At 71.2% G+C, this 18,239-nt stretch carries 17 protein-coding genes and 2 pseudogenes; 10 read left to right on the forward strand and 9 right to left on the reverse strand.

Annotated elements, in window-relative coordinates:
- Nucleotides 1–44: 44 nt before the first annotated feature.
- Complete coding sequence (locus ACBJ32_RS47535) at nucleotides 45–503, reverse strand: transposase (RefSeq protein WP_375132498.1); 459 nt, start codon at nucleotides 501–503, stop codon at nucleotides 45–47.
- Nucleotides 504–690: 187 nt separating this feature from the next.
- On the opposite strand from ACBJ32_RS47535, the gene ACBJ32_RS47540 reads away from it, so the two are divergent.
- From ACBJ32_RS47540 to ACBJ32_RS47565, 6 genes are all read left to right on the forward strand, one after another.
- Entirely contained in the window at nucleotides 691–2,043 is a 1,353-nt protein-coding gene (locus ACBJ32_RS47540; RefSeq protein ID WP_375132499.1) for a TrkH family potassium uptake protein, read from the forward strand.
- Nucleotides 2,044–2,275: 232 nt separating this feature from the next.
- Entirely contained in the window at nucleotides 2,276–3,169 is an 894-nt protein-coding gene (locus ACBJ32_RS47545) for an ATP-binding cassette domain-containing protein (RefSeq protein WP_375132500.1), read from the forward strand.
- A complete protein-coding gene (locus ACBJ32_RS47550) occupies nucleotides 3,166–4,755 on the forward strand; it encodes an ABC transporter permease (protein ID WP_375132501.1) in 1,590 nt (529 codons plus the stop codon). Before ACBJ32_RS47545 ends, ACBJ32_RS47550 begins: the two co-directional genes overlap by 4 nt.
- 667 nt (nucleotides 4,756–5,422) lie before the next feature.
- A complete protein-coding gene (locus ACBJ32_RS47555; RefSeq protein WP_375132502.1) occupies nucleotides 5,423–5,857 on the forward strand; it encodes a CBS domain-containing protein in 435 nt (144 codons plus the stop codon).
- The gene (locus tag ACBJ32_RS47560; RefSeq protein ID WP_375132503.1) at nucleotides 5,854–7,143 is read left to right on the forward strand and encodes an ArsB/NhaD family transporter; all 1,290 of its coding nucleotides are present in this window, start codon (nucleotides 5,854–5,856) and stop codon (nucleotides 7,141–7,143) included. The genes ACBJ32_RS47555 and ACBJ32_RS47560 overlap by 4 nt, the downstream gene beginning before the upstream one ends.
- A gap of 91 nt (nucleotides 7,144–7,234) precedes the next feature.
- On the forward strand, nucleotides 7,235–7,900 hold the full coding sequence (locus ACBJ32_RS47565; RefSeq protein ID WP_375132504.1) for a potassium channel family protein: 666 nt from the start codon (nucleotides 7,235–7,237) through the stop codon (nucleotides 7,898–7,900).
- Between the two features lie 36 nt (nucleotides 7,901–7,936).
- On the opposite strand, the pseudogene ACBJ32_RS47570 reads toward ACBJ32_RS47565, so the two are convergent.
- A pseudogene (locus ACBJ32_RS47570) lies at nucleotides 7,937–8,155 on the reverse strand (TrkH family potassium uptake protein); the annotation flags it as partial.
- A 114-nt stretch (nucleotides 8,156–8,269) separates the two neighbouring features.
- Between ACBJ32_RS47570 and ACBJ32_RS47575 the strand changes: the two are divergent.
- Both ACBJ32_RS47575 and ACBJ32_RS47580 read left to right on the forward strand, forming a co-directional pair.
- Nucleotides 8,270–9,718, forward strand: a complete 1,449-nt coding sequence (locus ACBJ32_RS47575; protein WP_375132505.1) for an FAD-dependent oxidoreductase — start codon at nucleotides 8,270–8,272, stop codon at nucleotides 9,716–9,718.
- On the forward strand, nucleotides 9,715–10,323 hold the full coding sequence (locus tag ACBJ32_RS47580; RefSeq protein ID WP_375132506.1) for a TetR/AcrR family transcriptional regulator: 609 nt from the start codon (nucleotides 9,715–9,717) through the stop codon (nucleotides 10,321–10,323). The genes ACBJ32_RS47575 and ACBJ32_RS47580 overlap by 4 nt, the downstream gene beginning before the upstream one ends.
- Nucleotides 10,324–10,344: 21 nt before the next feature.
- On the opposite strand, the gene ACBJ32_RS47585 is transcribed toward ACBJ32_RS47580, so the two are convergent.
- Nucleotides 10,345–11,022 (reverse strand): DUF998 domain-containing protein, encoded by a 678-nt coding sequence (locus ACBJ32_RS47585; RefSeq protein WP_375132507.1) that lies wholly within the window; start codon nucleotides 11,020–11,022, stop codon nucleotides 10,345–10,347.
- 126 nt (nucleotides 11,023–11,148) lie between these two features.
- Between ACBJ32_RS47585 and ACBJ32_RS47590 the strand changes: the two genes are divergently transcribed.
- Together ACBJ32_RS47590 and ACBJ32_RS47595 are read left to right on the forward strand one after the other, a co-directional pair.
- Nucleotides 11,149–11,601: a GbsR/MarR family transcriptional regulator gene (locus ACBJ32_RS47590; protein ID WP_375132508.1), complete on the forward strand. Its 453-nt coding sequence runs from the start codon at nucleotides 11,149–11,151 to the stop codon at nucleotides 11,599–11,601.
- Complete coding sequence (locus ACBJ32_RS47595) at nucleotides 11,598–12,806, forward strand: FAD-dependent monooxygenase (protein ID WP_375132509.1); 1,209 nt, start codon at nucleotides 11,598–11,600, stop codon at nucleotides 12,804–12,806. The genes ACBJ32_RS47590 and ACBJ32_RS47595 overlap by 4 nt, the downstream gene beginning before the upstream one ends.
- A gap of 97 nt (nucleotides 12,807–12,903) precedes the next feature.
- On the opposite strand, the gene ACBJ32_RS47600 is transcribed toward ACBJ32_RS47595, so the two are convergent.
- The 6 genes and pseudogenes from ACBJ32_RS47600 to ACBJ32_RS47625 all read right to left on the reverse strand — a co-directional run bounded on the left by ACBJ32_RS47600 (nucleotide 12,904) and on the right by ACBJ32_RS47625 (nucleotide 18,159).
- Nucleotides 12,904–13,776: an alpha/beta fold hydrolase gene (locus tag ACBJ32_RS47600; RefSeq protein ID WP_375132510.1), complete on the reverse strand. Its 873-nt coding sequence runs from the start codon at nucleotides 13,774–13,776 to the stop codon at nucleotides 12,904–12,906.
- A gap of 14 nt (nucleotides 13,777–13,790) precedes the next feature.
- On the reverse strand, nucleotides 13,791–15,017 hold the full coding sequence (locus ACBJ32_RS47605; RefSeq protein WP_375132511.1) for a cation:proton antiporter: 1,227 nt from the start codon (nucleotides 15,015–15,017) through the stop codon (nucleotides 13,791–13,793).
- A 190-nt stretch (nucleotides 15,018–15,207) separates the two neighbouring features.
- On the reverse strand, nucleotides 15,208–15,672 hold the full coding sequence (locus tag ACBJ32_RS47610; protein ID WP_375132512.1) for a hypothetical protein: 465 nt from the start codon (nucleotides 15,670–15,672) through the stop codon (nucleotides 15,208–15,210).
- Nucleotides 15,597–16,640 carry a hypothetical protein gene (locus ACBJ32_RS47615; protein WP_375132513.1) on the reverse strand — a complete coding sequence of 348 codons (1,044 nt, stop codon included), beginning with the start codon at nucleotides 16,638–16,640 and terminating at the stop codon, nucleotides 15,597–15,599. Before ACBJ32_RS47615 ends, ACBJ32_RS47610 begins: the two co-directional genes overlap by 76 nt.
- Before the next feature lies 1 nt (nucleotide 16,641).
- Nucleotides 16,642–17,537 (reverse strand): annotated as a pseudogene (locus ACBJ32_RS47620) (ATP-binding cassette domain-containing protein).
- A complete protein-coding gene (locus tag ACBJ32_RS47625; RefSeq protein ID WP_375132514.1) occupies nucleotides 17,530–18,159 on the reverse strand; it encodes a TetR/AcrR family transcriptional regulator in 630 nt (209 codons plus the stop codon). Before ACBJ32_RS47625 ends, ACBJ32_RS47620 begins: the two are co-directional and overlap by 8 nt.
- Nucleotides 18,160–18,239: the final 80 nt, after the last annotated feature.

The following is an 18,239-nucleotide window of genomic DNA, read 5'->3' on the forward strand; positions in this document are numbered from 1 at the left end:
GACCGACTTCTCCAGGGCCGGGAAATACTCATCCAGGACCCGGTTCACCTCTCGTCGGAGTCCGCGCTGCTTGAGATGTCCTGAAGCAGCGCGAATGCTTTTCCCGCGATGTCCAACGCGGTTTTGGTCTTGCCCAGCTCGCCGGAGAGTTTCTCATTGCGGGACTCCAGCCTTGCGGTGTCGGCCTTGAGCTTCTTGTTCTCGGCCCGCAGCCGCGCCAGTTCCTCCGATTCGGCGTCCTTTTTCGGCTTGCCGGTGGAGGTGGCCAGGGTTCCGTTCTCGGCCTGCTTTCTCCAGTGCTCGATGTGGGAGTGATACAGCCGTTCCTTGCGCAGCAGGGCACCTCGCTCGGGGCTCCCTTCAGGCAGCGCGTCGAAGGCCGCGAGGATCCGCGCCTTGTATGCCTTGGTGAACGTCCGCCGCTTGGGTCGGGCCGGCTGCTCATCGGTCATCCGACCATCTTGCCCCGTCATGGCGGCCTGGTCGGCGAGGGTCATCGTCACTGTCTCAATCGTCCCGTCTCGCCCTGCTTCGCATCAAAAGGACTCATATATCCCATGTATCACAGCAGTCTGACAGAGAGGGGGAAGTCTGGTCGGCGAGGTCTACAGCCGCGCGACTGAACGGAGGCTCCGCGATGGATGACGGTGGTTCCAGCTTGCCCGGCGAGCTGCGTTGCCAGGGAACCCAGTGAAACGGCGTCAGCCGGCAGTGCCGGGGCGCGGCCGGCATCCGGCCGTGGTCATCGCGGTCGGGTTCGGCTCGGCAGTGCTGATCGGGACACTGCTGCTCGGCACCCCGCTCGCTACGACGGAGGGAGACACCTCCCACTGGCTCACCGCGCTGTTCACCGCCACCTCCGCCGTCTGCGTGACCGGCCTGGTCGTGGTCGACGCCGAGACGCACTGGTCGGTGTTCGGTGAGGTGGTGATCCTCATGCTCATCCAGGCAGGTGGGCTGGGCATCATGACGCTCGCCACGCTGATCATGGTCATCATCGCCGGCCGGATCGGCCTGCGGGCCAGGTTGTCCGCCCAGTTGGAGACCAAGTCGGTGGTGGCGGCCGACCTGCGTCACGTGCTGCGCAAGGTGGTGACGTTCAGCCTGATCTGCGAGGCGGCCATCGCCGCCGTCCTCGCCGTACGCTTCGTCACCGGGTACGGTGAGCCGCTGAGCCGGGCCCTCTACCTCGGCGTCTTCCACGGGGTATCAGCGTTCAACAACGCCGGCTTCGCGCTCTGGCCAGACAATCTGATGCGTTTCGTCACCGATCCGTGGATCTGCCTCACCATCGCCCTGGCAGTCATCGTCGGCGGCCTTGGTTATCCCGTCGTCTTCGAGCTGCTGCGCACCTGGCGCCACCCGCGCCGCTGGTCGATACTGACCCGCATCACCGTCGGCGTGAGCGCCTTACTCCTCGGCGCCGGCACCCTCGCGTTCCTGATGACCGAGTGGCGCAATCCGGCCACGATGGGGCCCCTGGACGACTCCCACAAGCTGCTGGCCGCCTTCTTCGCAGCCGTCATGCCGCGCTCCGGCGGCTTCAACACCGTCGACATCAGCCAGATGTACCCCTCCTCCTGGCTGGTCACCGACGTGCTGATGTTCATCGGCGGCGGTAGCGCGGGAACCGCGGGCGGCATCAAGGTCACCACGTTCGGCTTCCTGCTCTTCATCATCTGGTCCGAGATGCGGGGCGAGCACCAGGTCAACATCGGCCATCGGCGGCTGCCCTCGGCCAGCCAGCGTCAGGCGCTGTCCATCAGCCTGCTCGGAGTCATCCTGGTGGCGATCTCCACCTGGCTGCTGCTCATCATCACCTCACACAGCCTCGACCAGGTGCTGTTCGAGGTGATCTCAGCCTTCGCCACCAACGGCCTGTCCACCGGCATCACCGCCGACACCTCACTGGCCGGGCACGTGCTCTTGAGCGTGCTGATGTTCATCGGCCGCATCGGCCCGCTCACCCTGGGCTCGGCGCTCGCCCTGAAACAACGCACCCGCCGTTACGAACTGCCCGAGGAGAAGGTGATCCTCGGCTGACGAGGCCGCAGCCCTGGTGGGCTGAGCTGAACCGCTCCGGGGTCGGTGGAGACTCTGGTGTGCCCGGGGTTTGGTGGGTTCGCCGGTTGGGGCTGGTGCTGAGCGTCATAGAGGGCCGTGGTCAAGGCCGGCCCGTCTGGCGGAGCGTCAGTAACGCTGTTACTGTCGCTCGTGGAGCGCCGGGAAGTCTGGTCGGCAATGTCATATCGGACCAGCCTCATGGAGGCGCCTCATGGCGGACCTTCCTGCCGTCCTCATCAGCGGCTTGACCAAACACTTCGGCAAGGTCCGTGCCCTGGACGGGTTCGATCTCACCGTGCAGGCCGGCGAGGTGCACGGCTTTCTCGGCCCGAACGGCTCGGGCAAGACCACCACGCTACGGATCCTGCTCGGCCTGCTGCGGGCCGACTCCGGTCGCGCCGAACTGCTCGGCGGCGACCCGTGGCGGGACGCGGTCGAGCTGCACCGGCGGCTGGCGTACGTGCCCGGCGACGTCGTGCTGTGGCCTGCCCTGTCCGGCGGCGAGGCCATCGACCTGCTCGGCCGGTTACGCGGCGGGCTCGATCGGCGGCGCAAGGCGGCGCTGCTGGAGCGCTTCGACCTCGACCCCAGCAGGAAGGGCCGCGCCTACTCCAAGGGCAACCGCCAGAAGGTGGCGTTGATCGCCGCGCTGGCCTCGGACGTCGAGCTGCTGCTGCTCGACGAACCCACTTCAGGCCTGGACCCGCTGATGGAGGCCGCGTTCCGTGAGGTCATCGGCGAAGAACGCGCCCGCGGGCGGACCGTGCTGCTGTCCAGCCATGTCCTGTCCGAGGTCGAGGCGCTCTGCGACCAGGTCACGATCATCCGAGACGGGCGGACGGCGGAGACCGGCACCCTGGCCGAGCTACGCCATCTCACCCGTACCACGATCAGCGCCGAACTGGAACGCGGCCCTGACGGCCTGACCGGCCTGGCGGGTGTGCACGATCTGGTCGTCGACGGCCCGTGCGTGCGCTTCCAGGTCGACGGCGAGCACCTCCAGACAGTGCTGCGCGTGCTCACCGACTCGGGCGTGCGCACGCTGACCTGCCAACCGGCCACCTTGGAGGAGCTGTTCCTGCGGCACTACCAGGTCGCGGCATGACCGGCACGCTGACGTTGCTGCGGCTGGCGCTGCGCCGCGACCGCATCCTGCTGCCCGCCTGGATCACCGTGATCGTCGGCGTCATCGCCGCCAGCGCCGCGGCCATCGCCGAGCTGTACCCGCACGCGGGCCAGCGCATCGCGCTGGGCGTCACGATCGGCGCGGCGCCCGCGCTGCAAGCGCTCACCGGGCCGGTCTTCGACGCGGCCTCGGTCGGGGGGCTGACCGCGTGGCGAGCCACCACGATGACCTCGGTGCTGGCCGCCTTGATGAGCATGTTGACGGTGACCCGGCACACGCGGGCCGAAGAGGAGACCGGCCGGGCCGAGCTGATCGGCGCATGCGCGGTCGGCCGCCAGGCGGTGCCTGCCGCGGCGGTGCTCCTGGCCGCGGGCGCGAACATGCTCATGGCGTTGCTGATCACGGTGAGCCTGGCCGGGCAGGGGCTCCCCCTGCCCGGTGCGCTCGCCTTCGGCCTGGCGGTGGGCGGCACGGGCTGGGTGTTCACCGGGGTCGCGGTCCTCACCGCCCAGCTCACGGCGCATGCCAGGACCGCCAACGCCATCGCCGCCGCCGTCCTTGGCGTGGCCTTCCTCCTGCGCGCCCTCGGCGACGCTGCGAAGGTGGAAACGCTCGCGTGGATGTCTCCCCTGGGCTGGGCGCAGCGGGTGCGGGCGTTCGCCGACGAGCGATGGTGGCTGATCACTCTGTTCGCCGTCGCCGGCGCGGCGCTGGTAGCCGGGGCGGCGCTGCTGGCCAGGCGGCGAGACCTCGGCTCGGGACTCGTGCCCGCGCGCCCGGGCGTTCCGGATGCCGCACCGTATCTGAGAAGCCCGATGGCCCTGGCGTGGCGGCTGCAGCGCGGCAGCCTGCTCGGCTGGAGCGTCGGCTTCGCCGTCGTGGGCCTGCTGTTCGGCGCGCTGGCCCACAGCGTCGGCGACATCGCCGGTGACAATCCGCAGCTGGCCGCCATCTTGGCGGCGATGGGCGGCGCGGGAGCGCTGACCGACACGTTCCTGTCCGCCGAAATGGGCCTGCTCGGCTTGGTCGCGGGAGCTTATGCCGTTCAGGCCACGCTGCGGTTGCGGGACGAGGAGTCGGCGCTCCGGGCCGAACCCGTCCTGGCCACGGCCGTGGCCCGCCGGCGTTGGAGTCTCAGCCATCTGGGCGCGGCGCTCGGTGGCAGCGCCGTGGTCCTCGCGGCGGGCGGGTTGACCGCCGGGATCGCACACGGTTTCAGGATCGACGAGCCGGTCGGGCAGGGCGTCCGCATGCTCGGCGCGGCGCTGGTCCAGGTGCCGGCCACGTGGACGCTGGCGGGGATCGCGATGCTGCTGTTCGGGCTGCTGCCCCGGCTGACCGTGCTCGCGTGGGCGGCGCTGGTGGCCTTCGCCCTGCTCGGCCAGCTCGGCGAGCTGCTCCAGCTGGACGACTGGGTGCGAAACCTGTCCCCCTTCGCCCACGTGCCGCGGGCGCTGGGCCAGCCGGTGGATGCCGGACCGCTGCTTTGGCTCGGCTTCGTCACAGCCGTGCTCCTGCTGGCGGGGACGGCGACCTTTCAGCGGCGTGACGTGCAGGGCGGCTGATGGGCTTGAGTTCTCTCCTTGGGATGCCTGGCGAAGGTGCGGCGGAGCGAAGCGGCGGGGATCGAGCACGTGGGCCCGCGAGCGTAGTCGACCTGGACGAGCGTGAGATCCGCGTTCGCTTCGTGTTCATGGACGCCCGGGTCTGAGGCCTCCGAGATCCACGCGGCCGGGGTCGCGCAAGTCAGCGTCGTCATGGCTGGAGCGCGAGGCGGCGCGAGTCACCGGCAGCCTGGGGCGTAGCAGGGGGGCGCGGGCCTGCTGGAGATGAGCGCCTTCGGAATCGGCACGAAGACGGGCGCTTCGGCGGACCTGGTCGGATTCACTGCGGTGGCGTTCGGTCTCAGGCTTCCCGCGTTGGTCCTCACGCTGTGCGCTCGCCGCCCTGATCACCCATCGAGCACGGCCGTGGCCCCGGCCGCCGTGGCGAGCATGGCCGCCATCAGCTACCGCCGGGATTACCCTCGGCGGCCGGCACGCGCCTCGGCCGCAGCCAGTCAGCCCTGTTGGTCCTGCCTGCTCCTGCCTGTTCGAGTGCCACAGGGGCGGTACATCCGCCATGGGCAAGGGCGAGCAGCCCGGTGCAGGCGGTTGCTGATACGTTGTCGGCAGGTGTGCCGGGAAGTCTGGTCGGCGAGTTGCTGTCGTCGTTCCCGAGCGAGGCTTCCTGATGCGTGCGCGCGACCTGGTCACCGATTTTCCGACCGTTACCCTGGACACATCCATTGCGGCGGCGGCACGTCTACTGGCCCAGCAGCGGTTGCCCGGGCTGATCGTGGTCGACGAGCAGGGGATGCCTTTGAGCGTCCTGCCCGGCACGCAGGTGCTGCGCCTGGCGGTGCCGGACTACTGCCAGGAAGATCCTGCGCTGGCGCGGGTGGTGGACGAGGAGCACGCCGACCGGTTCCTGCGGTCGTTGGCCGACCGGACGGTGCGCGAGGCGCTGCCGCCACGGCCCCGGGAGCTTCCCATCACCGATCCCGATGCCACGCTGCTCGAGATGGCTGCGTTGATGGCCCGAACGCGCAGCCCGCTGGTGGACGGCGGGCGGCTCATCGGCGCCGTGACGCTGCAGGCGCTGCTGGACCGGGCGGTGTCCGCGTGACGGTCACTGCCTGGGTGGCGGTGGCGGTCTTCCTCGGCGCCTACGCGCTGATCGCCAGCGAGAAGATCCACCGCGTCGCGGCGGCGCTCGGCGGGGCCGGGATCATGCTGCTCATCCACGCCACCGACGCCGAAGCCGCGTTCTTCTCCGAAGAGACCGGCATCGACTGGAACGTCATCTTCCTGCTGCTGGGCATGATGGTCATCGTCGGGGTGCTGAAACAGACCGGCGTCTTCGAATATCTGGCGATCTGGGCGGCCAAGCGTGCCAGGGGCCGGCCGTATCGGCTGATGGTGCTGCTGGTGGTGATCACCGCGCTGGCCTCGGCGCTGCTGGACAATGTCACCACGGTGCTGCTGATCGCGCCGGTGACGTTCCTGGTGTGCGAGCGGCTGGCGCTGCCGGCGGCGCCGTTCCTCATCGCCGAAGCGATGGCCTCGAACATCGGCGGCGCCGCCACCCTGGTCGGTGACCCGCCGAACATCATCATCGCCAGCCGGGGCGGGCTGAGCTTCAACGACTTCCTCGCCCACATGGCGCCGATGGTCGTCGTGCTGATGATCGTATTTGTCGGCATGTGCCGTTTCCTGTTCCGCAAGTCCTTCGTCTACGACCCGGAACGGGCGGCGGAGGTCATGGCACTGAACGAACGGGAAGCCATCGCCGACCGGCGGCTGCTGTGGCAGTCGATGGTCGTGCTGGCGTTGGTCATGGCGGCGTTCGTGCTGCATCCGGTGCTGCACTACGAGCCGTCGGTGGTCGCCGTGCTGGGCGCCGGGGTGCTGGTGGCCGCGACCAGGGTCACCGCGGAGGAGTCGATCCGCGAGGTCGAGTGGCCGACGCTGGTGTTCTTCGCCGGGCTGTTCGTCATGGTCGGCTCCCTGGTGGAGACGGGGGTGATCCCGCAGATCTCCAAGGCGGCGGCCGAGGCCACCCAGGGGCAGCTGGGGTTCGCCACGATGCTGCTGCTGTGGGCGTCGGGCGGGCTGTCGGCGATCGTGGACAACATCCCGTACGTGGCCACCATGAGCCCCATCGTCGCCGACCTCGTCCAGGCCAACGGCGGCAACGAGCACGCCCAGGTGCTCTGGTGGGCCCTGGCCTTCGGCGCCGACCTCGGCGGCAACGCCACCGCCGTCGGAGCCGCGGCCAACGTGGTCGTCCTGGGCATCGCCGCCCGCAACGGCACCCCGATCAGCTTCTGGCAGTTCACCCGGTACGGCCTCGTCGTGACCGTGGTGACGATCGCGTTGTGCACGCCGTACCTGTGGCTGCGCTACCTGTGAGGCCGTGTTCCCCTGGACTCCGGCACTCGGTCCCGGTCGATGCCGGCGCTGGTTCTACCGCCCAGCTCGCCACCGAAGGAGCGTGAGATCGTTGACTGACATCGAGCAGCACGACGCGGTCGTGGTCATCGGACTGGGCCGCTTCGGCAGCGCGCTCGCCCTGGAGTTGACCCGGCGCGGCACCGAGGTACTCGCCATCGATCATCGGCCCAAGCTCGTGCAGAGCTATACCGGGCAGATCACCCAGGTCGCCGTCGCCGACTCCACCGACCTGGACGCGTTACGACAGCTCGGGGTTCCCGACTTCCGCCGCGCGGTGTGCGCCATCGGCAGCGACATCCAGGCCAGCATCCTCACCGCCTCGCTCCTGGTGGAGCTTGAGATCGACGACATCTGGGCGAAGGCCGTCAGCAAGCAGCACGGTGAGATCCTGCGCCGTATCGGCGTCCGGCATGTCGTATTCCCCGAACATGACATGGGCGAGCGTGTTGCTCGGCTGGTCAGCGGCCGGTTGCTCGATTACATGGAGGTCGACGAGAACTTCGCGATGGCCAAGATCCGTCCTCCCCGGGACTTCGTCGGCATCGCGCTCGGCGACTCCCGTCTGCGCAGCAAATACGGCCTCACGGTCGTGGCGGTCAAACGTACGGACGAGGGTTTCACCTATGCCACCGCGGACACCGAGCTGACCTACGACGACATGATCATCATCTCCGGCCAGCCCGACCGCATCGAACGCTTCGCCGAACTACCCTGACCTCTCGATTCTGCTGCTTGCCGATCAGACCGGCCGAGCGGTGATGCCGGTGGACAGGCCGACCGTGCCGAACGCCGAGACGACCTCGAACAGCGCCCGGTCCAGGATGTGCGGGGTCAGGACCATCAGCAGGTCGGTGGCCAGCCAGCTGGTGGGGTACATGCCGGCGATGTCGATGCTGTTGAAGCCCGCCGTCCGCGGCATGACGGCGGTGAAAAACGCGGCCAGCAGCTTGCCCGCTTCGTTCTTGCCTCCTCTTACGACTTCTTGATGGCGAGGCATTGAGGTTCTGCTGCAGTCGCTGGACGCCTCAGCAGTCTGCAGCTAAATTGTTTACGAGACCGTACCGTAAACAATGTGGGGTGCACCGTGGAACCCGACGTTCTCATCGCTGGGGCTGGGCCGGTGGGACTGTCCTTGGCGTGCGCGCTGCTCCAGCATGGCGTCTCCGTACGGGTGATCGACCGGGCTCCAGGCCCGGCCACCACGTCCCGGGCCAACTTCGTGCACGCGCGCGGCTCGGAGGTGCTCGACCGGCTGGACGCGCTCACCGGCCTGCCCGAGGAATCGGTTCGGGCGATGACCATCACCACCTACGCCGGCGACCGCCCGATGATGCGCATCCGGTTCGGCGACCCCGGCCTGCACACTGCCGCTCCCCCGATGGTCATCTCCCAGGCCCGCGTCGAGACGCGGCTGCGCGACCGGCTGGCCGAGCTGGGTGGGCGGCCGGAATGGGGCTCCGCCCTGGTGAGCGTCGACCAGAACGCCGACGGTGTCACCGCGGTGCTGGGCGACGGCCGCACCGTGCGGACGCGCTGGCTGGTCGGCTGTGACGGGACCGGCAGCACCGTACGCAAGCTCGCCGGCATCGGCTTTCCCGGCGTCAAGGTCAGCGAACGCTTTCTGCTGGTTGACGCCACCCTGGACACCACGCTCGACCGCTCCGGCACCAGCGGCTGGGTGCACCCGGAAGGCATGCTGGGCGCCATGCCCATGCCTGGCGACCAGTGGCGGCTGCTCGCCTACGACCCCGCCTTCCGCCACGACAAGCCCACCGAGGAACAGATCGTCGAGCGGATGCGCCGTATCCTGCCCGAACGTACCAGCGGGATCGGCGGCCGGCTGCTGGAGGCGTCCTGGGCGTCGTTGTTCAGCGTGCACCGCCGGCTGGCCGACACCTACCGTCAGGGCCGGATCCTGCTGGCCGGGGACGCCGCGCACGCGCACGCCCCGTTCGGCGGGCAGGGCATGCTCACCGGCATCGGCGACGCGGAGAACCTCGCCTGGAAGCTGGCCCTCGTCATCGGCGGGCTGGCGGGCGAGCGGCTCCTGGACACCTACGAGGCCGAGCGCCGCCCGCTGGCCACGCAGGTCCTGCGCGGCAGCACCGCCGCCACCAGGATGAACATCGCCTCCGGGCCCGTCGGCCGGTTCCTGCGCGACCGCGTCATGGTGCCGGTGTTCAACCTGCCCGTGCTGCAGCGCTGGGCCACCTACACCACCTCCCAGCTGTGGGTCAGCTACCGGCGGGGCCCGCTCGGCGGGCGCGGTGGCCGGCCGCGGCCCGGCGACCGCATCCCCGACCTTGCCTGCGAGCGCCCCGACGGCACTCGCACCCGGCTGCATGCCGAGCTGCGCGGCCGCTGGGTAGCCGTAGGCGACCGTGACCTGTTCGAGGCCGCCCGCCGGCGGCTCGGCGAGCACGTCGTCCACCTCCGCCCGGTGGAGGTGCTGCCCGCTGTGCTCGTACGCCCGGACGCCCACCTGGCCTGCAAGGGCGACCCCATCGGCTGGCTGGACGGAGCACTCGCTTGACCGACCGCCGAGGACGCGGACGCCCCCGCGACCCCGAGACCGACGCCTCGATCCTGCGCGCCGCGCTGGAGCTGTTCATCGAGCGCGGAGTCGAGGGCACCAGCATGGAGCAGATCGCCAAGCGGGCCGGCGTGGGCAAGCTCACCGTCTACCGCCGCTGGAGCACCAAGGAGGACCTGATCGCCCAGGCGGTCGAGCAGACGGTCAGCGCCGACCTCGTCCCCTCCCCCGGCGACATCAAGGAACTCGACCCCCAGCAGCTCGTCGAAGGCGTCATCGAGGCGGCGGCGGAGATGACCGCGAGCTCGGCTTTCCGCGCTCTGGTCGCCCGGATGATGGGTTCGGCAGTCAGCCATCCCGAGCTGATGGCCGTCTACTGGAAGCATCACGTCCTGCCGCGCCGGGAGCTGGCCGCTGCCCTCCTGCGGCGCGCCCAGCAGGAGGGCACCGTGGCCGCCGACGCCGACCTCGACGTGCTGATCGACATGATGGCCGGCGCGGTGACCTGGCGCGTCCTGCAGCCGAACCCGCCGGACGCCACCGGGATGCTGGACTTCCTCAAGGCCGTCTACCGGCAGGTGGGGCTGTACCGGCCGGCACCGTGATCGTGGTCGCGGCCCGGTTCGTCAGCCGGTCCTGCCGGCCGCAGCAGTGTTCGCCACGTGGCGGCGCATCAGATGCACGCCGACGGCGACGATCCAGCCGAAGCCGGTCAGCAGGGAGAGATGTTCGAGCAGGCCCGCGGGAGCCGGCTGCCAGATTCCGAGCGTGTCGAGGCGGTAGGCGATGCCGGCGGCGAAGGCGAGGACGATGACGAGGGCACCGGCCAGCCGGGAGCGGACCATCCATCGGCGACTGGTCTCGCCCAGCCGCCCGGCCAGGGTGAACGCGGCGCCGCTGAGCCCGGCGAAGAGCAGGAAGCCGGCCACCTGGTGGATGCGGCCGCTCGCGGTGACGGTGTTCGCCTGCCCGGGCGGGTAGCCCAGAGCCGGGTCGGTGGGTACCAGCCCGGCCACGACGAGCCCCGCAGCCGCGGTGGCGAGCAGGATCGGCCCCCACGTGGCGCCGCGCCCCCGCCGCAGAACGTGCCGCGCCCCGAGGGCGAAGGCGGCCAGCAGCAGTCCGCCGAGCACGAAGTTGATCGCCTGCAGCCAGGCGCGCTCGCCGGTGCCGAGCTGGCTGGCGCCGTGGTGCCACAGGCTGTAGCCGGGCCGGGTGGCGCCGTCGGCCCAGAGCAGCACCGGCACCAGCACCCCGGCAACGATGCCACTGCCGAGCAGCGCCGCGAGAGCACGAGAGGTCATCGGGAAGTCCTCCACTTCTCCGCGCCGACCGGCGACGCGGGCCGACCAGGCTTCCCGGCTCACCTCTGATGTGGTACAGCTATTTTAGCTTATACTGAAACAACTGCAAGAGGGGGCTTCGGCGGCATGACGGAACAGGATCCACTGCTGGAATGGGTGGAGCGGGTCGCCATGTACCTGGCCCGTGACGGGGTGCCGCCGATCGCCGGGCGGGTGCTCGGCTGGCTGATGGTGTGCGATCCGCCGGAGCAGTCCGCGGGGCAGATCAGCCAGGCCATCGGCGCCAGCCGCGCCTCGCTGACCTCCAACCTGCGGCTGCTGTCCAGCATGGGGTTCCTCACCTCGCGTACGCGGCCGGGCGAGCGCACCGTCTACTACCGGATGGCCGAGGACGCCTGGGCGGTCGTGGTGCGCAAGCAGATCGCCGGTCTCACCTCGTTCCTCGACATCACCCGCGAGGGCCTGGACCTGGTCGGCCCCGGCGACGACCGGGCCGCCCGCATCCGCCAGGCGCACACCACCTTCGAATGGATGGCCAAGGTGTTCCAGAACGCGCCACTGCCCGGAGAGGACGCATGAGCGGGCACGCGATCGTGGTCGGCGGCGGCATCGGCGGCCTGGCCACGGCCGTCGCCCTGCGGCGGATCGGCTGGCAGGCCACCGTGCTGGAACGGGCCCCCGCGCTGGGCGAGATCGGCGCCGGCATGTCGCAGGCCCCGAACGCGCTGCGGGCCCTGGACGAGCTCGGCGTCGGCGAGCAGGCACGCGCCAGAGGCGTGCCCTCCTACTCGGCCGGCAACCTGCGCCTGCCCGATGGCCGCCACCTGCAGCGTGCCCGCCGGGGCGACGCGACGCCGCTGCTCGCCTTCCACCGCGCCGACCTGCACGGGCTGCTGCTGGAGGCGGTGCCCGCCGGTTGGGTCCGCACCGGTACGGAGGTCACCGGCCTGCGCCAGGACGACCGCGGCGTGACGGTCACCTGGGACGGCGGCCAGGCGAGCGCGGACCTGGTGATCGGCGCGGACGGCATCCGCAGCGCCGTACGCCGCGCATTGTGGCCGGACGCGCCGCCGCCCCGCTTCCTGGGCCGCACCGCCTGGCTCGGCGTCACGGACCCCAGCGGAATCCCCGGCGGTTCCGCGGCCTCGCCCGGCAACGACACGACGCCGCCCGACGGGCTGGACGGCAGCGTCACCATGGGCCCAGGAGGCTACTTCCTCATCCACCCGATCAGCCGCGGCCGCGCCTACTGGGCCTTCGTCACGACCGCCGACCGGCCGGACCGGCGCTACGCGCAGGAGAAGGCGGAGGTGGCCGGCCGCCTGGCGGCCTGGCACCACCCCATCCCGGACCTGATCGCGGCCACCCCGGACGAGGCCGTGATCCACATCGACATCCGTGACCTGGACCCGCTGCCCACGTATGTCCGCGGCCGGGTGGCGCTGCTGGGCGACGCCGCCCACGCGATGAGCCCCGACCGCGGCCAGGGCGCCGGGCAGTCCATCGAGGACGCGGTCGTGCTCGCCGCCGCCCTCCACGCCGAGGCCGGTATAGACGCCGCACTGGCCCGCTACGACACCGAGCGACGGCCCCGTACCCAGGCCACCGCCCGGGGCGCCCGCGCGGACGGGCGCCGCACCACGTCCGCGGCGGCGCACCGTGCCCTGGTCACCATGATCCGGCTCATGCCCGCACCACTGTGGCGCAAGGGGATCGCGGCCGACGGCAACGCCACCTGGCGGTGGCGGCCACCGCGCCTGCCGGAGCCGACAACACACGCCTGATGCGGCCAGCCTTGCCATGGGAGCAGATGCTGCCGAGCCCGTGCTCAGCGCATCGAAGGCGCTACCTTCGCTGTGGTTGCCTCCTTCACGCCAGCCCTCACCCTGCCGCGAGGAAATCGACGATCCGCGCGGCAACGCGGGGATAGTCGGGGCCGAACCAGATCATGTGGCTGTCGGCCTGGCTGACCACCAGTTCGGCTCTCGGCATCGCCGCGACCAGGGACTCGGCATGAGCGAAGGACACCGACCGGTCGTGGCGGGTCGCGATGACCAGTGCGGGCTGGCTGACCTGCGCGGCGCAGTCCGGCACGGGGAGCATGTCGGCGACGAAGCCGCGACCCGAGCGCATCGAGCTGAACAGGCCGACGAGCAGGCTGCGTTCAGCGGTGGACAAATTTCGCAGCACGTGGCGTGCGGGCAGGACCGACAGATCATGGAGGAGCAGGCGTAACCCGGACGAGGGTGCCGCGCGGAGCAGGAGCCGCAGGATCGCCCAGGTACCGGCCTCCACCCGGCCGTTGAACACCGCCCGGCCGCCCAGCCGGGTCAGCCGTTCGGGCCAGGGCAGGAACCCGACCACGCTTTGCAGGATGACCCGCTCGACCAGGTGCGGGTGGCGGGCGGCCATGCTCAGCGCGGTACGTCCGCCGGCCGAGATCCCCACGACCGCGGCGAGGCGGGCGATACCCAGAACCTGGCACAGCTGGGCGGTGGCATCGGCGAAGCCGGCCGCCGTGGTGCCGGTGGTCAGTGGCGTTCGCCCATATCCGGGACGCGAGGGGACCAGCACCGTGCAGCCGGCGTCGGCGAAGACCTCCTCGCCCAACGACAGCCCCGCCCGCATGTGGCCGCCGTGGAACACCACGACCGTCGTGGGCCCGTCGCCCTCCAGGCGATACTCCACCGGCCCCGGCGGCAGGCTCACGACGGCGGCGGCCCGCTCGGGATGAGCGTGGGCAGTGGACGCCACGGCGCCTCCTCGCGTCACGGGGATGGTCGTTCCTGCCGGCGGATCTTGCGGGTGACGCTGCCGTACCAGGCCGGGACCTCCCGCTCGTCGTCGAACCAGCGGGCCACCACGATGTCGGTGGAGGAGTGCAGCAGGATCGACAGCACGATGGTCACGGCGACGAGCTGGAACACCGGCACGGCGGCGGCGATGCCGGAGCCCAGCACCAGCAGCCCGTAGACCACGGAGGCGAACCCCTTGGGCCCGAACCACGCCACGGCCGCCTGCTCGCGCACGCTCAGCCCCGAGCGCAGGAACGACAGCCAGATCGCCACAGGCCGGGCCACGATCAGCGCGAGTACCGCGAACAGCCACCCTTGCCAGCCGACCGAGCCGAGCAGGGCCGGGGTGATGAGCGCGCCGAACACCAGCAGCGCGGCGAGCTTGAACACCTCGGCGATCAGCTCGCCGAAGTGCTCGAACGACTCGCGCTGGCGCGGCCCGAAGGTGGCCACGGTGATCCCGGCGGAGAACGCGGCCAGGAACAGGTTGCCGTGCGTGGCCTTGCCGACGGCCAGCACGAGCAGGCCGATGGCCAGGGCGTTGAGCGGCTCGTACGGGGTGGAGGCGGCGAACCAGCGGGTCTGCTCCAGCTTGATCGCCACCCAGGGGATGGCGACCCCGATGACGATGCCGAGCCCCAGCTCCAGGCCCAGCTCGCCCAGGTGCAGGTCGTCGGAGCCGGCCGCGACCGCGAGGAAGAGGATGACGAACGGCAGCGCCAGGCCGTCGTTGACGCCGGATTCGACGTTGAGCAGTTGCCGCAGCCGGGGCGGCACCTTCTCGTTGCCGACCAGCGCGGCGGCGAACACCGGGTCGGTGGGCGCGAGAATGGCGCCGATCAGCAGCGCCTCGATCCAGCCCAGCCCGAGCAGGTAGTGCGCCCCGACGGCGGTGATGGCCAGCGTCAGCGGCAGGCCCCAGCCGAGCGCCCGGCCGGGCAGCCGCCAGGCGCTGCGCAGCTCGGCCCAGCCGACCCGCATGCCGTCGGTGAACAACACGGTGAACAGCGCCAGCTCGGCCAGCGCGGCCACCAGATCGTCGCCGGGCCGCAGCGAGACGACGCCGAGCACGCCGTCGCCCAGCACGAACCCGGCGACGAGGAACAGCGCGGCGGTGGACAGGATGGTGCGGTGGGCCAGGCTGGACAGCAGCACGGCCAGCAGGAGCACGCACGCGAACGCGGTCAGCAGCACGCCCATCAGGGGCGCCGTGTGGGGGTCGTCATGGAACGGCCTTCCGGTCGGATCAGCTTGCACGATCTTGCCGACCAGACTTCCCGGCGCACCGCGCCCACCCTAACAGGGGCGCTGCCAAGGCGACAGACGCATTCGTGACGGGCGCCCCGCTACCAGACCACGGCGGCGGTCCCGGGAAGGCAGGCCATCCCGCCTACCCGATGTCCCGGCGGCCGAGGGCGGTCAGCCCCAAGGCGGTGAAAGCCCCTGCCACGACGGTGAGCACGGCGGCGGTGGCAGGCCCAGGGTCCGCCAGGGCCGAGTAGTGGACGTGGGCGAAGGGCGAGAGCCGGAAGGCCGCGTCCGTGACCAGGCCGATCTCCCAGCCGAACTCCAGCGCCACCACCAGGCCGAACCCCGTCCAGACGGCGACCGCTCCGGCCCGGCCGAGCAACCCGTAGGCGCAGACCGTGACGCCGGTGACGACCCAGACGGCCGGCAGCAGCGGCAGAGTGAGCGCGAGCAGGCCGCCAACGTCGCCGGAGCCGAGCCCGCACAGCAGGCCGACGACGGTCAGCAGGGCGGCGGGCACGGCGAGGGCGATCAGCAGGTGCCCGGCGGCCCAGCGCAGCCGTCCGGTCGGGCCGGATCGGCCTCGGCGCCCATGCGGGCCGCCCATGCCGCCAGCCCCGCGCTGCCCCCGAACTCCGCCACCGCCTCCCGCCCGCCGAAGCCGAGCGCCAACCCGAACAGCACGGCCGCGACCAGCCACGCGACCGCCGCGCCCCACTGCGTCCGCCAGGCGAGCGCCAGTGGCGTGCCCAACCACCCGGCCGCGGCGACCGGCCCTGCCCGTTCGGGCAGCAGCCCGGCGCCCACGTCCCGCCGCCCGGCCAGCCGGTACGCCAGCGCGATCAGCACCACAGCCGAAGCCGCAGCCAGGACGAACACCCACCACCGCTCGCCGGCGAACGGCCGGGAGCGCAGCAGCCAGCCGGTCGGCACCGCCCACCGGAGCCAGGGCGCGGCCACGTCGGACACGCCCCGCAGCAGGTACAGGGCGAAGAACAGGCCGATCGCGCCGAGCCCGGCCGGACGTGCGCCCGGCGTCACCCGCACGGCCACTGCCGCCATCCCGGCGGCCGTCCATCCCCCGCAGGCCGCGATCAGGCCCCACGCCAGCGAGCCGGCGACCGGCATGCCCGCGCCCGCCAGCACGGCGGTGATCAGCACGGCCACAAGCGCATCGGCCGTGAGGACCACCGCCAGCGCGGCGGTCAGCGGCGCGTGCCTGCCGACCGGCGCGGCGCCGATCAGGTCGCGCCGACCGGCCTCCTCATCCGAACGGGTGTGGCGGACCAGGAACAGCACGCTGCCGATGGCGGCGAAGATCATGGTGGCGGCTGCGCGCTGCTGGGCGGCGATGGCTCCCACGCTGAGGCCGTACGCCGGGCCCTGGATGAGGAGCACCGCGGGGTTGGCGGCGATCTGCCGGGCGTACTCGCGGCGTGCTCCCTCGGTGGGCATCAGGGTGCCGATCGTGCTGACGGTGCCGTACACGAAGGCTGCGATGAGCACCACCCACAGGGCCAGCCAGATCCGATCGCGTCGCAGGATCAGCCGGATCAGCGCGCCCGTCCCCGCCATCTCAGGCCGCCGCGCTTGTCTCGTAGTGACGCAGGAACAGTTCCTCCAGCGTGGGTGGCTGCGCGGTCAGGTCGCGGACGCCAAGGACGGCCAACCGGGCCAGCACCCCGGCCAGCCCGGCGCTGTCGACCTGGCAGCGCACCCGGCCGTCCGCCGTCGTGGTCAGCTCGTGCACCCGGGCAGGGCGGCCAGCCCGTCGGGCGGCCCTGGCAGGGTGGCAGTGATGGAGGTACGGGTGAGATGCCGCAGCTCGGTCAGGGTGCCGGTCTCGACGGTACGTCCGGCGCGGATGATGGACACCCGGTCGCACAGCGCCTCCACCTCCGACAGGATGTGGCTGGACAGCAGCACCGTCCGGCCGCCGGCCTTGGCCTGCGCCACGCAGTCGCGGAAGACGGCCTCCATCAGCGGGTCGAGTCCGGAGGTCGGCTCGTCCAGGAGCAGCAGCTCGGCGTCGCAGGCGAAGGCCGCGATCAGGGCGACCTTCTGCCGGTTGCCCTTGGAATAGGTGCGTGTCTTCTTGCCGGGGTCGACCGCGAACCGCTCGATCAGCTCCGCCCGCCGCGTGGGGGCGACGCCGCCGCGCAGCCTGGCCAGCACGTCGATCACCTCTCCCCCGGTCAGGTTCGGCCACAGCGTGACGTCGCCCGGCACGTAGGCGAGCCTGCGGTGCAGCTCGACGGCCTGCCGCCACGGGTCGCCGCCGAGCAGCCGGACGCGCCCGGCGTCGGCGCGCAACAGCCCGAGCAGGACGCGTAACGTGGTGGTCTTCCCGGCGCCGTTCGGGCCGAGGAAGCCGTGCACCTCGCCTGGAGTCACGGTGAGGTCCAGGCCGTCCAGCGCGCGGGTCCTTCCGTAGGTCTTGACCAGGCCGGTGATCTCGATCGGGTCAGTCATCGCCGTGCTCCTCGGTCAGGTGGCGCCCTGCCTCGGACCGGGCGAAGTCGCCCATGGCGGCGTACACCTCGGCCATGGCGGTGCCGATGGCGGTCGCGTGCTCGCGGGCCAGCACGTCCACGCCCATGCGGCGGCTCAGGTAGGGGTGCAGGACGATCGTGCCGGCGTGCATCGCGCTCATCACGGCGGCGGCGTCGCGCGCCTTGGCCGAGCCTTCGGGGAAGCGGTCGGGCCAGGTGGCGGTGAGGAACTTCTCGGTGACCCGCATCGCGCCCGCGAAGAACGCCTCCGCCGCCGGTGAGCCGTCCGCCAGGGCGCGTGCCAGGTAGCGCACCATCAGTTCGCCGCCCTCGTACAGGGCGGCCAGGCCGCCCGGGTCGGGATTGGCCTCCTCGTCCTTGGCGCGCTGGACGAGCTGTTCCAGCACGTAGGAGTCGCAGGCGTCGCGCAGCCCGTCCTTGGTGCCGTAGTGGTGCTGCACCAGGCCGACCGAGACGCCGGCGGCGCGGGCGATGTCCTGGAGCCTGGCGGCCTTGACCCCGTGCTCGGCGAACTGGGCCAGTGCCGCGTCCCTGATGCGGGCGCGGGCGGTGAGGTCGTCCAGCGGTCTCTCCCGATTCACGACCCGAACAATATCTCAATATTGCTTCCCATATCTAGATATTGCTGCTGGCCGAACCGTTCGGACCTATCCGAACAAAC

Source organism: Nonomuraea sp. GTA35 (assembly GCF_041950525.1).
GTDB lineage: Bacteria > Actinomycetota > Actinomycetes > Streptosporangiales > Streptosporangiaceae > Nonomuraea.

Bases quoted from the DNA above. Each gene is read 5' to 3' on its own strand.
- ACBJ32_RS47610 (WP_375132512.1), bottom strand. From the start codon at position 15,672: ATGGGCGGCCCGCATGGGCGCCGAGGCCGATCCGGCCCGACCGGACGG.
- ACBJ32_RS47615 (WP_375132513.1), bottom strand. From the start codon at position 16,640: ATGGCGGGGACGGGCGCGCTGATCCGGCTGATCCTGCGACGCGATCGG.
- ACBJ32_RS47545 (WP_375132500.1), top strand. From the start codon at position 2,276: ATGGCGGACCTTCCTGCCGTCCTCATCAGCGGCTTGACCAAACACTTC.
- ACBJ32_RS47590 (WP_375132508.1), top strand. From the start codon at position 11,149: ATGACGGAACAGGATCCACTGCTGGAATGGGTGGAGCGGGTCGCCATG.
- ACBJ32_RS47605 (WP_375132511.1), bottom strand. From the start codon at position 15,017: ATGGGCGTGCTGCTGACCGCGTTCGCGTGCGTGCTCCTGCTGGCCGTG.
- ACBJ32_RS47585 (WP_375132507.1), bottom strand. From the start codon at position 11,022: ATGACCTCTCGTGCTCTCGCGGCGCTGCTCGGCAGTGGCATCGTTGCC.
- ACBJ32_RS47555 (WP_375132502.1), top strand. From the start codon at position 5,423: ATGCGTGCGCGCGACCTGGTCACCGATTTTCCGACCGTTACCCTGGAC.
- ACBJ32_RS47550 (WP_375132501.1), top strand. From the start codon at position 3,166: ATGACCGGCACGCTGACGTTGCTGCGGCTGGCGCTGCGCCGCGACCGC.
- ACBJ32_RS47595 (WP_375132509.1), top strand. From the start codon at position 11,598: ATGAGCGGGCACGCGATCGTGGTCGGCGGCGGCATCGGCGGCCTGGCC.